Source organism: Microbacterium sp. JC 701 (assembly GCF_021026215.1).
Classification (GTDB): Bacteria; Actinomycetota; Actinomycetes; order Actinomycetales; family Microbacteriaceae; genus Microbacterium; species Microbacterium algihabitans.
This window is the reverse complement of record NZ_JAJNCV010000003.1, coordinates 130,380-143,935: the sequence shown is the minus strand read 5'-3', so window position 1 is coordinate 143,935 and position 13,556 is coordinate 130,380. Positions and strand designations below refer to the sequence as shown.

Genomic DNA, 13,556 nt, shown 5'->3' with positions numbered 1-13,556 from the left:
ACGTCGGACCTCCGACATCGGCTCGCAGCGACCCCCGCACATGCGGATGCCCCGCCTCCGTGAGGGAGTGCGGGGCATCCGAGCGAGCGTGTCAGGCGCCGGCGACCTCCGCCGCGAGGGCGCGGATGCGGTCGTCACCGAGGTCGAGACCGACGTCGGCGAACCGCTGGCGCAGGACGTCGGCGATGCGCTCCTGGCTCTTGTCGCCCACATCGGCGCGGGTCTGCACGAGCACGCCCGCGATGCGTGCCTCGTCGTCGGTGGGATGGGTGTCCATCGCCGGCTCGGACTGCTCGTCCGGTCGGGCGATCTTGCGGTCGGCGTGCACCGCACCGCCGACGGAGTCGGCTGCGCCCGCACCGCCGTCGGAAGCGTCCGTGGGCTCGGGGGCCCGGGTTGCATCGGTCATGTCAGTCCTCCGTGCTCATGTCGGGGTCGATGCCCTGGCTGGCGGCATCGCCCTCGATGGGGTCCGAGGGAGCGGCGTCGTTGAGACGGGACGATCCCTTCGCGCTGTCGTTGCGCTCCGCGGTCTCGCCGTCGGCGACGGCACCGCTCTCCCACCCTCCGGGCGGGTCCGCGTCGATGACTCCCTCGGGAAGGTCGCGTTCGTTGTTCATGACACCCCTTTCCAGAGCTTCAGCTTCGCGAACGACCGCCCGCATCGGGCAGGGGTTGACGACCGCACCGAGGCGGACATAGGCGCCAGGAGCTGCTCAGGAGGCCGAACGTCGATGGAGCAGGCCCGCGCGCTCGGGGTGCGCTGCGAACCACTCCCCCACGTACCAGCACACGGGGAGGATCTCGCGGTCGCCCGCCGCCTCGATCGCGTCGACGGCGCGCTCGGTGATGACACCCGCGTAGCCGTGACCGCGGAAAGTGGGAATGGTGAACGCGCGCGTCAGGGCGACCGTGCGCCCGTCGTCGCGGTAGTCGAGCACCGAGACCAGGTCGTCTCCCCGGTGGAGGGTGTACCGCGAGGCGGTCTTGTCGTCGGCGAACTGCAGATCTGACATGCGGGAAGGCTACGCCTCCCGGAAACATCGTCGGGCGGATGCCGCAAAGTGCACGGTGCACACCGAGCTCAGGCCACGCCGGCTGAGCATGATGCTCACCGGGATCCCGGTCGACGCGATTTGACGCACGAGGACTCGGTGGGTCATAATCCCCCCATGACTGTCAACGCGCGTTCTCTGTCCGCCCGGGAGGCGAACGGGACTGCCGGCATGATGATGCCCGGCCGCGTTGTCATGTGTTGTCGAATGTGCCGCTAACAGCGACCCTCGCCCGGACGACCCTCGCGCTTCTGAACGCCGACGTCGTCCCCCGGTCCACGGATCCGCGCGTCGATCACGCGCATCCGCATGCCGCGCTCCGGCCCTTCGGCCCCCACCTCCCGTCGAACCCCGCTCCGTGACGATGCCCGGGTTCACACACCCAAGGACTTCCTCCTCATGTCGCTTACCGCTGTTCTCGACCGCCCCGTGACCACCACCGTCTCGCCCCGCGCCGCTCGCCCCGCCGCTCCGGGCCCCGCCGCCCCCGTGGCGCCGGCCGCCGCGGCCCCCGCCCGCCCGACCGGCCCGGCGACCACCTCCCCCCGCGGCTTCGCCCTCTACGTGGGCATCGACGAGGCCAAGGCCGCCGCCGCGGGCGTGAGCCTCGGCACCCTGGTCGAGGCCCTCCGCCGCACGCTCGGCGAGCTGGCCCCCGCAGCCGAGACGTACGCCACCGTGGCCCTCGCCCCCGCGGGTGCCGGTGGCCGCGACGTCGACGTCGTGCGCCTCGCCCTGCACGAGCCCTCGGCGGTCGCTCGCGCCAAGGACGAGCCCGCCGAGGAGGATCGCGCGCCCGGCGGCGTGGTCGTCGACATCTCGCGCAAGCGCGTGCTCATCGATGGCGAGTCGGCGGCCTTCACGTTCAAGGAGTTCGAGCTGCTGCAGTACCTGGTGCTGCGCGAGGGGCGCACGATCGAGCGCACCGAGCTCGTGGCATCCCTCTGGGAGGGCTCGACCGACGAGGACGCCCCCGGCGAGCGCACGATCGACGTGCACGTGCGTCGCCTGCGCGCGAAGCTCGGCGTCTACGAAGACATCGTGCGCACGGTGCGCGGGGTCGGCTACCGCTTCGACCGTCACGCCGACGTGTCGATCCGCTACGGACACGGCACGCCGTCGCCCGACCGCTTCTGACCCTCCCGACCGGTCCTCACCCTCTCCGCGACGCCGGATGCCGCGATGTCGGTGCTCCGACGTAGGGTGTCGGCATGAGGTCGACCGGGGTCCGCGCGCATCACGCGTCACGCGAGCTCGCCGCCCCCGCGGGACGCCCGATCGAGTCGGAGTACCGCCCGGCGGGCCCGGTCGACATCGGCCGAGCCGTCGCGGCGCAACGCCACGGCGCGAACGATCCCACCTACTCCGCCTCGCAGCCGTTGTCGGCCGGGGGCGTGGTGTGGCGCGTGAGCCGCACCCCTCTCGGCGTCGCCACCCTCGCCCTGCGCCTGCGCGTCGGCGGTACGGTCACGGCGGCTGCCTGGGGTCCGGGCGCCGAGTGGGCACTCGACCAGCTGCCCGCCCTGTGCGGACGCGACGACGACCTCGACGGATTCGACGCGTCGCGGCATCCGTCGGTCGCCGAATGGCATCGCCGTCACCCCGATCTGCGCATCGGTCGCACCGACCTCGTCTTCGACGCGCTCGTGAGCGCCGTCATGGAGCAGAAAGTCACCAGCATGCAGGCCTTCTCGGCCTGGCGCAGCATCGTCACCTGGTTCGGCGAGCGGGCGCCCGGTCCGACTCTGCGACCGATGTTCGCCCCTCCCGACATCGAGGGATGGCGGCACGTTCCGTCGTGGGCGTGGCATCGCGCCGGCCTCGAACCGCCGCAGTCGCGCACGATCGTCGAGACGGCCCGTCGCGGCGCATCGGTCGTCCGCGCGGCGGAGGCGGCCGTCGACGGCGAAGCCCGCGATCGCGTGTTCATCAGCCTCAAGGGCGTGGGCATCTGGACGAGTGCCGAGACGCGGATACGCGCGTTCGGTGATCCGGATGCCGTGAGCGTCGGCGACTACCACCTCGCCCACCAGGTGGGCTTCGCGTTGACGGGTCACCGCACCGATGACGACGGCATGCTCGAGCTTCTCGAACCCTTCGCGGGGCACCGGCAGCGCGTGATCCGTCTCATCTACGCGGGCTCCGCCCTCGAGCCCCGCCGCGGACCCCGCCTGCACCCCGAGGACCACCGCGATCGCTGAGGCGCCCGCGACATCGGCGGCGGTCCGCCCTAGGCTGACCGCATGACGCAACCCGATACCGGCTGGCCGCGCGGACGCACCTACTGGGTGCTGGGCAGTGTCGTGCTCTTCGGGCTCGGCGCCGTGTTCGGTCTCGTCTGGCAGAACATCTGGCTGGGCCTGATCATCGCCGCGGCCGTCTCGGTCGGATGGCTCATCGCCTACGAGTCGAGCCGGGGCCGCAACGTCGGCGTGAACGATCCCGACAACGGCATCCAGCTCTGAGACGTCAGGTCTCAGCGGTAGTACACCGCGAGCGGGTACGCGCCGTCACGGCGCACCTCGACGGGGGTGCCAAACACCTGCTCCAAGACCGCGGGGGTCATCAGATCGGCCGGCGTTCCGATGTGCACGACCCGGCCCTCCGACAGCGCGATGATGCGGTCGGCGTAGGCGGCCGCGAAGTTGATGTCGTGCACGACGATCACGATGGTCTTGCCCAGTTCGTCGGCTGCTCGGCGGAGCTGGCCCATCATGGCGACCGCGTGCTTCATGTCGAGGTTGTTCAACGGCTCGTCGAGCAGGATGTAGTCGGTGTCCTGCGCGAGGACCATCGCGACGTACGCACGTTGACGCTGACCGCCCGACAGCTGATCGAGGTAGCGGCCCGCCAGCGGCGTGAGGTCGAGGAACGCGAGGGCCTCGTCGACCTTCTCGTGGTCGAGGGCGGTGAGCCTGCCCTGCGAGTGCGGGAAGCGGCCGAAGCCGACCAGGTCGCGCACCGTGAGCCGGGTGACGAAGTGGTTCTCCTGGCGCAGGATCGAGACGATTCGGGCGAGCTCGCGGCCGGGAGTCGATGTCACGTCGTGACCGGCGACGGTGACGCGACCGGTCGTCGCCGTCGCGAGTCGGCCGACGATGGTCAGAAGGGTCGATTTGCCTGCCCCGTTCGGCCCGACGAGGGCCGTGACGCCGCCCGCCGGGATGTCGAGCGTGACGGGGCCGAGCACGGTGAGATCGCCGTAGGTCATGGTGACGTCGGTGAGAGAGATCACAGGCTCCCCTTCCGGAGGAGGTAGACGAGGAAGAACAGGCCTCCGGCGAACTCGATGATGATCGAGAGCATGCCCGCGGCGTAGAAGACGTGGCGCAGCACGAAGTACCCCACCAGCAGGGTCGCCATGCCGAGCAGCACCGCGAAGGGGAGCACCACGCGATGCTGCGACGATCCGGAGAGTTGGTAGGCGAGGGTCGCGACGATGAAGCCGAAGAAGGTCATCGGACCCACCATCGTCGTGGACACCGAGATGAGCACGGCGACGAGCACGAGCACGCCGATCACCTCGCGACGGTAGGCCAGGCCCAGGTTGAGGGAGGTCTCGCGACCGAGGGCGAGCACGTCGAGCCGATGACGCGCGCGCCACACGAGCAGGAGCACACCGGCGACGACCAGGGCACCCCAGGGGAGGTAGTCGGGGTCGGAGTTCGACAGGTTGCCGAACAGACGAGCCGAGAGGATGTCGAAGTCGCTCGGCGTCAGTAGTCGCTGCATTACGGTCGAGAGCGAGCCGAAGCCGACGCCGAGCACCACGCCGACCAGCAGCATGATGTGCAGGTTGCCGCGCCGACCGGCGAACAGCCAGCCGTACAACAGGGTGGCGAACCCCACCATCAGCACGCTCTGCACCACGACTTTGAGCAGGCCGTCGGTCGCCGAGAGGGCGGCGCTGCCGAAGAAGAACACGAGAGCGGTCTGCATCACGACGTAGAGCGCATCGAAGCCCATGATCGACGGCGTCAGAATGCGGTTGGCCGTGGCCGTGTGGAACAGCACGGTCGCCACCGCCTGGCAGCAGGCCACCAGCGCGATGGTCGCCACGCTCACGACGCGGAGGTTCACCGCGATACCGAAGCCCCGCGAACCGGGGGCGCCCCGAACATCCCAGGTCAGGACGCCGACGGCTGCGATCACGACGACGAGAGCCAGGATGCCGAAGCGCCAGGCGATCCGTGGACGGCGCGGGCGGGCGGGGGCGATCGTCGCCAGGGTGTCAGGCACGGGCGCGCATCCTCAGCAGCAAGGTGATGAACACGGCGGCGCCGACCACGCCGAGGATCATCGAGACGGGGACCTCGAACGGCATCCGGATGATCCGTCCGACGATGTCGCACACCACCACGATCGCGACTCCACCCAGACATACCCAGGGAAGGTTGGTGCGGGCGTTGTCTCCGCGCCACATCGATACGAGGTTCGGCACGACGAGACCGAGGAACGGCAGAAACCCCACCACGACGGTGGTCACCCCCGTGGCGACCGCGACGAGACCGGTGCCGATGAGCAGCACGCGGGTGTGATCCAGGCCTACCGAGGTGGAGATGTCGCGACCGAGGCCGGCGACGGTGATGCGGTCGGCGTAGAGGAACACAAGGAGGACCACGAGCGCGACGATCCACAGCACCTCGTACCGCCCGCGGACGATCGAGGTGAAACTGCCCATGAACCATGTGCCGAGCATCTGCAGGGAGTTGGTCGAGACGGCCAGGTACGTGGTGAAGGCCGAGACGACGGCGCCGAGCATGATGCCGATGAGGGGCACGACGAGTGAGGACCGGAGCGAGATCCGCTGCAGGATGCCGATGAACACCATGGTGCCGACGAAGGCGGCGATCGAGGCCGCGACCATGCGCACCCACAGGGGTGCCGCCGGCACGAGCAACACCGTGACGAGCAGCCCGAGCGCCGCCCACTCGGTCGTGCCCGTCGTCGACGGTTCGACGAAGCGGTTCTGGGTGAGCAGCTGCATGATCAGGCCCGACACGGCCATGGCGCAGCCGGCGAGGACGAGCGCGACCGTGCGAGGCACGCGCGAGATGAAGAACATCTCGCCGCCGAAGTCGTCGGCGGCGAGATCGTAGGCGCCGACGAACAGCGAGAGCACGACGAGCGCGGCCACCCCAGCCAGGGCGAGAGGCAACGCGATGCGCGCGCGGAGGCGAACAGGTGAGGAGGTCATGGCATCCGTCCTGAGCCGCTCGTGTGAGGGTCGGCGGATCCGACCCCCACACGAGCGGGTACAGCCGGGTCAGGACGCGAAAGCCTCGGCGGCCGAGCGGTACAGCTTCGTGTAGGCCTGGATGCCCTCGTCGAGGTAGAAGCTCGCGTCGAGGTAGACGATCTGGTCTTTCTGCACGGCGGGGACGTTCTTCAGCGCCTCGGCGTTCTCGACCAGTTCCTTCGCCGAGACGTACCCGTCCTCGCCGAACATCGCGTCGCGGTCGAGCACGAACAACCACTCGGGGTTCGCAGCGGCGATCGCCTCGACGCTGATGTCGTCACCGTGCGACGCGTCTTCGGCCGAGCGCTCGAGGGCGGGTGTGAGTCCGAGCGTCGGGAAGAGCGTTCCGACTCCGCGGCCCTCACCGGGGGCCGCGTAGGCGATCTTGCCGCCCGAGGTGATGAGGCCCATCACCGTCTGCGACGGGTCGTAGGCCTCACGGGCGTCGGAGATCGCGGCATCCAGATCGGAGGAGAGCTGCGCGGCCTCGTCTTCCTTGTCGAAGACCTGACCCAGGATCGCGGTCTGCCGCTTCAGCTCGGCGGCGTGGTCTTCGCCGTCGCGCGGGCTCGTCTCGATGATCGCCGGCTGGATCTGCCTCAACTGGTCGTAGATCTCGCGGAAGCGGTAGCCGCCCACGATCAGGTCGGGCTCGCTCGCGACGACGGCCTCGATGTCGGGCTCGCGATGCAGGCCCACGTCGAGCACATCGTCGCCACCGGAGAGCGAGGGCCAGAGGTCGTACATGAGGGGCTTCGGAGCGGCGACGAGCGTCACTCCCCAGTCGCTGAGCGTCTGGAACGTCGTGTTGTCGAGGGCGACGACCCGCTCGGGGGCGACCGGAACCTCGATCGATCCGTGGTTGTCGTCCACGGTCACCGTGGACGCGCCTGCGGCCTGGTCGGCGGGGGCGGATGCCGCGGAGGCGCAGCCGGCGAGGGCGAGAGCGGCCGTGAGCGAAGCGACGGCGAGGGGACGGAACAGGCGTGAACTCATGCGGATCTCTCCAGTGCTGTATGTGCAGGACGACCCGATCGAGGTCTCGGCCGGGTCGAGAAGTTAGGTTAGCCTTTCCTTTGTGAAGAAGTCGAACCCGACCCCCGGAGCCCGCCTCGAACCCCGCCGACACGAGCTGGTCTTCCGCTCGGCGGCCCTCTCCCGGCGCACCTACCTCACACCCGCCTTCGTCCGTCTCCGACTGGAGGGCGACGATCTGCGCGGGTTCGACTCCCCCGGCGCCGACGATCACATGCGGGTGTTCTTCCCGTCGGAGCCGACGGCGGGAACCGATGACCTCCGGTCGGCGCCGAACCGCGAGTACACCCCCGTGTCGTGGGATGCCGTCGACGGGTGGCTCGACATCGACGTCGCGCTGCACCGCGACGGCGTCGGCAGCCGGTGGGCCGAGACCGCGCTGATCGGCGACGCGGTGGGCGTCGGCGGTCCGCGCGGCTCGATGGTGCTCGAAGGCCGTCCCGACGCCTGGCTTCTGGCCGGCGACGAGACCGCCGTGCCCGCGATCCGGCGCTTCGCCGCGGCGATGGACGACGATGCGGTCGGGCGCATCGCGATCGAAGTCCCCGACGCCGCGCACGACCTTCCCGTGGCCGCTCCCCCCGGTGTCGAGGTGGTGCAGCTGCACCGCGGAAATCGCGAGGCCGGCAGCGAGCTGACCGACTGGCTCGACGCCCTCGACGTCGAGGAGCGGCCCGACGGATGCGTGTTCGGCTTCGTCGCCGCGGAGCAGTCGGTCGTGCGCGCCGGACGCGCCCTCCTTCTCGAACGCTGGACCGGCGACCCCGCGGCGACGATCGTGAAGGGCTATTGGAAGCGAGGCACCGCCGAGTATCACGCCCCGCACTGAGGCGCGGGCCGTGGGGTCAGTCGCGCTGCACGCCGCCCACGAAGGCGAGCACGCGAGCGCGGAGGAACGGCGAGGTGAACGCCGTGAACGCCCCCGGCGCGAGCGTCGCCGATGCCCGCGCCGCGGCATCCGCCGCCGCCGCCCGCACGAGGGGCACCTCGGCGCCGGTCCCGGTGAGCGCATCGACGGCCCGCACGACGTATTCGTCACCCACGGCGATGCGCTGGGCGATCGCGTCGGCGGGGTCGACACCCTGAGGAACCGCCACCGCCTGGCTCGCCAGGAGCGGAGTGATGCTGCGGTCGTAGCTCGTTGAGGCGACCGCCAGTGCGACCCACTCGCCGCTCTCGTCGGCGCGCGACGAGAGCGTCTCGCGCGCCTCTTCGAGAGCCCGCAGCCGCACAGCGGCGGGGTCATCGGCCGCGGGCGTCTCGTCGGCGCCGCCGTCGTACGCGTCGTCGGCGGCGATCGCGGCACGGCGCAGCAGCGAGGCGAGACCGTCGAGGTCGGCGTCTGCGGCGACGGGGCCGGCGTCGCCCAGAGATGCGCGCACGTCGTCGATCGTCCGGGCGCGGGCGAGGGACGCGGATGCCAGCGACGCGGCGATCCGCCCCGCCTCGAGCTGCGCGTCGTCGGCGTCGGCGGCGAAGATCGATCGGGCGAACGAGGCGAGCGCCCAGGCCTCCGCAGTGGCGCCTGTCGTCGCCAGGAGGGCGTCGGCGCCGTCGAGCGTCGTCGGCGTCTCGCCGGCCAGAGCGGTGAGCAGGGCATCGGAGTCCGCGAGGACGGCGGACGCCTGCGCGGAGGCCTCGACCGCGGAGAGGGCGGACCCGCGCGCGGCCGCGGCGTCGTCTGCGGCCGAGAGAGTCGTCGCGAATGCGCCCGCGGTGTCTCCCGCCGCGCTCAGCTCTCGCGCCCGTTGTACGCCCGCGCGCACCCGATCCGCGAGGTCGCCGTCGAGCCCCTGTACCGCGGCGGCGGCCGCCGTCAGAGCGTCGTCGGTGGGCCCGGCCAGCGCCCCGTCGGTCAGCCCGTCGGCGTCCGCACGCGGTGAGGGGAGGGCGTCGGGTGAGGCGGCGGGGGTCGGGAAGGCCGCTTCGGGCAGATCCTCCCCCGTCATCACGGCGTAGGCGCCCGCGATGTCGGCCACCTCGGTGATCGTCATGCCCCCGGTCGCTGCGAGCTGATCGAGGTCGACCGGCGCCCCCGTGGCATCCGCCGCCACGCGTTGCCCCGCGGGGACGAGGATCGTGTCGATCCCTCCCGCCTCGATCGCCGCCGAGACCTGCTCCGGCAGCCCCGCGACGGGACTCACGATGCCGAGCGGCGTCACCCCGCCCGCGAGAGCGACGCCGGGCTGCACCTCGGTGCCGTAGTACAGCGCGAGCACGCCGACCGCGGTCACGGCTCCCGCGGACGGGGTGGCGAGGCGTGCGTCGAAGCCGAAGGTGTAGGCGGTGTCGGGGCGGGCGCCGGTGAGCAGTGTCGCGGCGGTGACGGCCGTCCACGTCGCCGACTGGGTGACCGGGTCGACGCCGCTGACGTCGTTCTCGGTGATGTCGATGCTGAGGTCGCCGCCGTCGGCGGACGCGGCGGTGATGCGCTGCGAGGTCAGTCCGCCCTTGGAACCGCTGGCGTAGAGCACGGGCACCGTCACCTCCGAGCCCTCGAAGGTGCCGTCGGAACCCGTGCCGAAGCCGAGCGAGAACTTCAGGTCGCAACCGGCGAGCGCAAGCACGCCGACCAGCACGAGGGCGATCCCGGCGCGACGTCTCACGGACCCTCCGCGACGAACAACGAGCACTCGGCGTCGTAGTACTCACGGGTCGTGCCGACCGGCCGCATCCCGATGCGCTCGGCGACGGCCTTCGACGCCTCGTTCGCCGGGTTCGTCACCGCGACGACACGACGGATGCCGCGCTGGTGGGCGAGCGTCAGCACCGCTTCGGCTGCCTCTGTGGCGGAGCCCGCACCCCACGCGTCGGGGTGGAAGTGCCACCCGATCTCGACGTCGTTCTCGCGGCCGTCGCCCGCGTCGCGCGACCACGGGATGCGCTTGAGCAACACCGAGCCGAGGCGGCGACCTTCGCGCGTCGTGACGGCCCGGACCCCGAGCACGCCCTCGGCGAGCCCCGCCCAGCGATCGAGCAGCGCGTCGACCTCACCCGGGCCGGCCATGACGCGACCGTCGCCGAGGAATCGACGCACCTCCGGCCGGCGGTACATGTCGTACAGGAACGCGCGGTCGTCGTCGGAGCGCGTCCACTCCCGCAGGATCAGGTTCGGCGTCTCGAAACGTGTGCGGCGCATGGGGACGTGCGGGATGCCGTCTTCGGCGAACGGAGCCCCCGACACGACGAAACCGAAGCGGCCGTACCACTCGGCGAGATGCGCCTGGGCGTCGAGCAGGATGGGCACCCCGGGCGCCTCGACCTCGAGCTGCCCCACGGCCGCGCGCATGAGGTCGGCGGCGATCCCGCGGCCGCGGGCGTGCGGGGCCGTGGCGACCCGACCGATGCGGGTGTTCGCCGGCTCCCGCAGGAGGCGGAGTGTCGCGAGCACGTCGTCGCCGTCCTGCGCCCACATGAGCTCGGCTCCCGGCTCGATGTCGCGACCGTCGATCTCGGGGTACGCGGCATTCTGCTCGACGACGAACACGGTGACGCGCATCCAGAGGATGCGGTACAGCGTGAGGGGGGCGATGTCGGCGACGGGCGCGCGGTGCACGGTGACGGCCATCCTTCGACCGTACCCGGGCCCGGCCCGGTGGCCTGCCGCCCGGCAACGGGCGACGCGGTGGACCGATGTCGGAGCAGACCGCTAGCCTCCGGTCATGTCCTTCCAGTCCTACCTCGACAACATCGAGACCAAGACGGGTCTCACCCCACGGCAGTTCATCGCCCTTGCCGGAGAGCGCGGTTTCGGGCCGGGCACCAAGGCGACCCCGATCCTCGAGTGGTTGAAAGACGACTACGACCTCGGGCGCGGCCACGGCATGGCCCTCGTGCACGTGATCACGAAGGGCCCGCAGATCGACGACACGCACGTCGGTCGCGGCGGGTCGCACGGCGACAAGAGCGACACGCTCTGGCTCGACGGGGCGGCGTCGAACCCGAACCCCTAACCTCTCGGCGAGAAGCGTCGCGACGCGGCGATCTGTTCGGCGACCCGCCGCAGCGCCAGGACGAGGGGCTCGACCAGGGCCGTCCCCAGCACGACGTAACGCACGGCATCGTCCATCGACGTCTCGGGTGTCGCGGCGAGCTCGGCGTCGCCGATCGCGCCGAGATGGACGAGATAGGCGTCCATCACTGACGGGGGCACCGTGAACCCCGCGCGATCGAGCGTCGCGAGGGCATGCGCGACGGCACGGAGCTGGTCGGGGAAGCAATCGAGGGGTGAGCCGCCCATGCGTTCCAGCAGGGCGGTGGCCGCGGACAGGTCGAGGTCGCCGTCGACCACCGGGGTCACGGCGGCGTTGGCGGCACCGAGCAGGTCATAGGGATTCTCGGGCGGTTCTTCGAGCACCCCGATCACCTTGCGCACCCCCGCGATCCCCACGCCGGCGTCGACGAGCGCGCGGATGACGCCGAGGCGCTGCACGTGCGGGATGCCGTAGCTCGCCTGCGTCGGCGAGGTGCGCTCCCCCTCGGGCAGCAGCCTCTCGCGCAGGTAGTACTTGATGGTGGCGACGGGCACTCCGCTCTCCGCCGACAATTCCGAGATCCGCACCGCTCACCCCTTGACTCGATAGCTTTACTATCTAACACTGGATAGTGACACTATCGAGTGAGGACGAGCCATGGCATCCATCAATCCGGGACGAATGACCCACCGCTGGGACGGCGAACTCGTCGTCTTCCACATCGGAATGACGATCAACAAATGGTGGCGGCCCGATCAGTGGATGCCACTGATGAGCGACATGCCCAAGATGCTGCGCGAACTGAGCACCGACCCCGACTCCGGGCTGCTGGGCTTCACGATGCTGCTCGGCGCCCGCGGTCCGTACCTCGTGCAGTACTGGTCGTCGCTCGACAAGCTCTACACCTACGCCTCGGCGCCGACCCAGGAGCACCGCCCGGCGTGGACGCGCTTCAACAAGCGGGCGCGCACGGTGCCCGGGGCGGTCGGCATCTGGCACGAGACGCACGTGGTCGAGCGCGCCGAGACGATCTACGTCGCGACCCCGCCGATGGGCCTGCCGCGCGCGACCGAGACCGTGCCCATCGCCTCGCGACACGACCGGGCCCGCGCGCGCGTGGCCGACGGCCGAACACGTGGCCCAGAGACGACAGACTGAGGGCATGGCTGCGATCCTCACCACCGCCGAAGAACTGCACGACGCCCTGGCCGCCGGCCGATACCCCGACGGCGGGCCCGTCCGCGTGCTCGACGTGCGCTGGCGACTGGACCGCCCCGACGGGCGGCCCGACCACCGCGCCGGGCACATCCCGGGCGCGCAGTACGTCGACCTCGACCACGACCTCGCCGCCCACGGCGCGCCGACAGAGGGCCGGCATCCGCTCCCCCCGATCGAGGCGCTGCAGCAGACCGCCCGCCGGTGGGGAATCGACGAGGGCGACACCGTCGTCGTCTACGACGACCTGAAGAACATGTCGAGCGCCCGGGCCTGGTGGCTGCTGCGCGCGGCCGGGGTCGCCGACGTGCGCCTGCTCGACGGAGCGCTGACCGCGTGGGTCGAGGCCGGGTTCACCCTTGAGGAGGGGGATGCCGCGGCCCCCGCGCCCGGCTCGATCTCACTGGCCTACGGCGCGATGCCCACCCTCGCGCTCGACCAGGTCGCGTCGTTCGCCGACGACGGGCTGCTGCTGGATGCCCGGGCCGGAGAGCGTTATCGCGGCGAGGTCGAACCCCTCGACCCGCGCGCTGGCCACGTGCCCGGAGCGGTGAGCGCCCCGACCACCGAGAACGTCGGTGACGACGGACGCTTCCGCGCGCCGGACGAGCTGCGTTCGCGATTCCGGATGCTGGGAGCCGAGGACGGCATGAGCGTCGGCGTCTACTGCGGGTCGGGCGTGACGGCCGCGCACCAGGCGGTCGCCCTCACGCTCGCGGGCTTCGAGCCGCGGGTCTTCGCCGGGTCGTGGAGCCAGTGGTCGAACCACCCGGAGCTGCCCGTCGCGACGGGGCCGGAGCCGCGCTGAGGCTCCGTCGTTGGTGGCTGAGGCGCCGTCGCGGGTGGCTGAGCCTGTCGAAGCCACACGCACCCGCGATGGCCCCGGTCCCTTCGACAGGCTCAGGGACCTCGGTGAGGCTCAGGGACCTCGGTGAGGCTCAGGGACCTCAGTGAAGCTCAGGGACCTCAGTGAGGCTCAGGGACCTCGGTGAGGCTCAGGGCCCTTCGACAGGCTCAGGGACCTCGGTGAGGCTCAGG

Annotated in this window: 17 protein-coding genes; 7 read left to right on the top strand and 10 right to left on the bottom strand. The window is 71.1% G+C overall.

Translation table 11 applies throughout. The features are described from left to right. Positions 1 to 91: 91 nt before the first annotated feature. From LPW41_RS12505 to LPW41_RS12495, 3 genes are all read right to left on the bottom strand, one after another. On the bottom strand, positions 92 to 409 hold the full coding sequence (locus LPW41_RS12505; RefSeq protein ID WP_230705016.1) for a hypothetical protein: 318 nt from the start codon (positions 407 to 409) through the stop codon (positions 92 to 94). Between the two features lies 1 nt (position 410). Next, positions 411 to 620, bottom strand: a complete 210-nt coding sequence (locus LPW41_RS12500) for a hypothetical protein (RefSeq protein WP_154097279.1) — start codon at positions 618 to 620, stop codon at positions 411 to 413. A gap of 96 nt (positions 621 to 716) precedes the next feature. Next, on the bottom strand, positions 717 to 1,016 hold the full coding sequence (locus LPW41_RS12495; RefSeq protein WP_154097278.1) for a GNAT family N-acetyltransferase: 300 nt from the start codon (positions 1,014 to 1,016) through the stop codon (positions 717 to 719). 438 nt (positions 1,017 to 1,454) lie between these two features. Between LPW41_RS12495 and LPW41_RS12490 the strand changes: the two genes are divergently transcribed. From LPW41_RS12490 to LPW41_RS12480, 3 genes are all read left to right on the top strand, one after another. Next, positions 1,455 to 2,192, top strand: coding sequence for a winged helix-turn-helix domain-containing protein (locus tag LPW41_RS12490; protein ID WP_230705015.1), 738 nt, complete (start codon positions 1,455 to 1,457; stop codon positions 2,190 to 2,192). Positions 2,193 to 2,266: 74 nt separating this feature from the next. Beyond that, positions 2,267 to 3,256, top strand: coding sequence for a DNA-3-methyladenine glycosylase (locus LPW41_RS12485; protein WP_230705014.1), 990 nt, complete (start codon positions 2,267 to 2,269; stop codon positions 3,254 to 3,256). Positions 3,257 to 3,298: 42 nt separating this feature from the next. Beyond that, complete coding sequence (locus LPW41_RS12480; protein WP_230705013.1) at positions 3,299 to 3,520, top strand: hypothetical protein; 222 nt, start codon at positions 3,299 to 3,301, stop codon at positions 3,518 to 3,520. An 11-nt stretch (positions 3,521 to 3,531) separates the two neighbouring features. Here LPW41_RS12480 and LPW41_RS12475 read toward each other — a convergent pair whose 3' ends face one another. From LPW41_RS12475 to LPW41_RS12460, 4 genes are all read right to left on the bottom strand, one after another. After that, positions 3,532 to 4,290, bottom strand: coding sequence for an ABC transporter ATP-binding protein (locus LPW41_RS12475; RefSeq protein ID WP_144832325.1), 759 nt, complete (start codon positions 4,288 to 4,290; stop codon positions 3,532 to 3,534). Continuing rightward, entirely contained in the window at positions 4,287 to 5,294 is a 1,008-nt protein-coding gene (locus LPW41_RS12470; protein ID WP_230705012.1) for an iron chelate uptake ABC transporter family permease subunit, read from the bottom strand. The genes LPW41_RS12475 and LPW41_RS12470 overlap by 4 nt, the downstream gene beginning before the upstream one ends. Then, the gene (locus LPW41_RS12465; protein WP_144832320.1) at positions 5,287 to 6,252 is read right to left on the bottom strand and encodes an ABC transporter permease; all 966 of its coding nucleotides are present in this window, start codon (positions 6,250 to 6,252) and stop codon (positions 5,287 to 5,289) included. Before LPW41_RS12465 ends, LPW41_RS12470 begins: the two co-directional genes overlap by 8 nt. 69 nt (positions 6,253 to 6,321) lie before the next feature. Further along, positions 6,322 to 7,290, bottom strand: a complete 969-nt coding sequence (locus tag LPW41_RS12460) for a siderophore ABC transporter substrate-binding protein (protein WP_144832317.1) — start codon at positions 7,288 to 7,290, stop codon at positions 6,322 to 6,324. Positions 7,291 to 7,372: 82 nt separating this feature from the next. On the opposite strand from LPW41_RS12460, the gene LPW41_RS12455 reads away from it, so the two are divergent. Next, complete coding sequence (locus tag LPW41_RS12455) at positions 7,373 to 8,158, top strand: siderophore-interacting protein (protein ID WP_230705011.1); 786 nt, start codon at positions 7,373 to 7,375, stop codon at positions 8,156 to 8,158. A 16-nt stretch (positions 8,159 to 8,174) separates the two neighbouring features. Here LPW41_RS12455 and LPW41_RS12450 read toward each other — a convergent pair whose 3' ends face one another. Together LPW41_RS12450 and LPW41_RS17085 are read right to left on the bottom strand one after the other, a co-directional pair. Next, a complete protein-coding gene (locus LPW41_RS12450; RefSeq protein ID WP_230705010.1) occupies positions 8,175 to 9,935 on the bottom strand; it encodes a S16 family serine protease in 1,761 nt (586 codons plus the stop codon). Then, positions 9,932 to 10,897, bottom strand: coding sequence for a GNAT family N-acetyltransferase (locus tag LPW41_RS17085; protein ID WP_308071718.1), 966 nt, complete (start codon positions 10,895 to 10,897; stop codon positions 9,932 to 9,934). Before LPW41_RS17085 ends, LPW41_RS12450 begins: the two co-directional genes overlap by 4 nt. Before the next feature lie 94 nt (positions 10,898 to 10,991). Here LPW41_RS17085 and LPW41_RS12435 point away from each other — a divergent pair, with 94 nt between their 5' ends. Beyond that, the gene (locus LPW41_RS12435) at positions 10,992 to 11,282 is read left to right on the top strand and encodes a DUF4287 domain-containing protein (protein ID WP_230705009.1); all 291 of its coding nucleotides are present in this window, start codon (positions 10,992 to 10,994) and stop codon (positions 11,280 to 11,282) included. Here LPW41_RS12435 and LPW41_RS12430 read toward each other — a convergent pair. Then, complete coding sequence (locus LPW41_RS12430) at positions 11,279 to 11,890, bottom strand: MerR family transcriptional regulator (protein WP_308071717.1); 612 nt, start codon at positions 11,888 to 11,890, stop codon at positions 11,279 to 11,281. The genes LPW41_RS12435 and LPW41_RS12430 overlap by 4 nt on opposite strands. A gap of 70 nt (positions 11,891 to 11,960) precedes the next feature. On the opposite strand from LPW41_RS12430, the gene LPW41_RS12425 reads away from it, so the two are divergent. Further along, positions 11,961 to 12,461, top strand: a complete 501-nt coding sequence (locus LPW41_RS12425; protein ID WP_144832303.1) for a DUF4188 domain-containing protein — start codon at positions 11,961 to 11,963, stop codon at positions 12,459 to 12,461. Positions 12,462 to 12,465: 4 nt separating this feature from the next. Further along, positions 12,466 to 13,326 carry a sulfurtransferase gene (locus LPW41_RS12420; protein WP_230705007.1) on the top strand — a complete coding sequence of 287 codons (861 nt, stop codon included), beginning with the start codon at positions 12,466 to 12,468 and terminating at the stop codon, positions 13,324 to 13,326. Positions 13,327 to 13,556: the final 230 nt, after the last annotated feature.

What these genes read in the sequence shown, in the direction of transcription:
- LPW41_RS12505 (WP_230705016.1), bottom strand. Translation starts at nt 409, where the DNA reads ATGACCGATGCAACCCGGGCCCCCGAGCCCACGGACGCTTCCGACGGC.
- LPW41_RS12500 (WP_154097279.1), bottom strand. Translation starts at nt 620, where the DNA reads ATGAACAACGAACGCGACCTTCCCGAGGGAGTCATCGACGCGGACCCG.
- LPW41_RS12495 (WP_154097278.1), bottom strand. Translation starts at nt 1,016, where the DNA reads ATGTCAGATCTGCAGTTCGCCGACGACAAGACCGCCTCGCGGTACACC.
- LPW41_RS12490 (WP_230705015.1), top strand. Translation starts at nt 1,455, where the DNA reads ATGTCGCTTACCGCTGTTCTCGACCGCCCCGTGACCACCACCGTCTCG.
- LPW41_RS12485 (WP_230705014.1), top strand. Translation starts at nt 2,267, where the DNA reads ATGAGGTCGACCGGGGTCCGCGCGCATCACGCGTCACGCGAGCTCGCC.
- LPW41_RS12480 (WP_230705013.1), top strand. Translation starts at nt 3,299, where the DNA reads ATGACGCAACCCGATACCGGCTGGCCGCGCGGACGCACCTACTGGGTG.
- LPW41_RS12465 (WP_144832320.1), bottom strand. Translation starts at nt 6,252, where the DNA reads ATGACCTCCTCACCTGTTCGCCTCCGCGCGCGCATCGCGTTGCCTCTC.
- LPW41_RS12460 (WP_144832317.1), bottom strand. Translation starts at nt 7,290, where the DNA reads ATGAGTTCACGCCTGTTCCGTCCCCTCGCCGTCGCTTCGCTCACGGCC.
- LPW41_RS17085 (WP_308071718.1), bottom strand. Translation starts at nt 10,897, where the DNA reads ATGGCCGTCACCGTGCACCGCGCGCCCGTCGCCGACATCGCCCCCCTC.
- LPW41_RS12435 (WP_230705009.1), top strand. Translation starts at nt 10,992, where the DNA reads ATGTCCTTCCAGTCCTACCTCGACAACATCGAGACCAAGACGGGTCTC.
- LPW41_RS12425 (WP_144832303.1), top strand. Translation starts at nt 11,961, where the DNA reads ATGGCATCCATCAATCCGGGACGAATGACCCACCGCTGGGACGGCGAA.
- LPW41_RS12420 (WP_230705007.1), top strand. Translation starts at nt 12,466, where the DNA reads ATGGCTGCGATCCTCACCACCGCCGAAGAACTGCACGACGCCCTGGCC.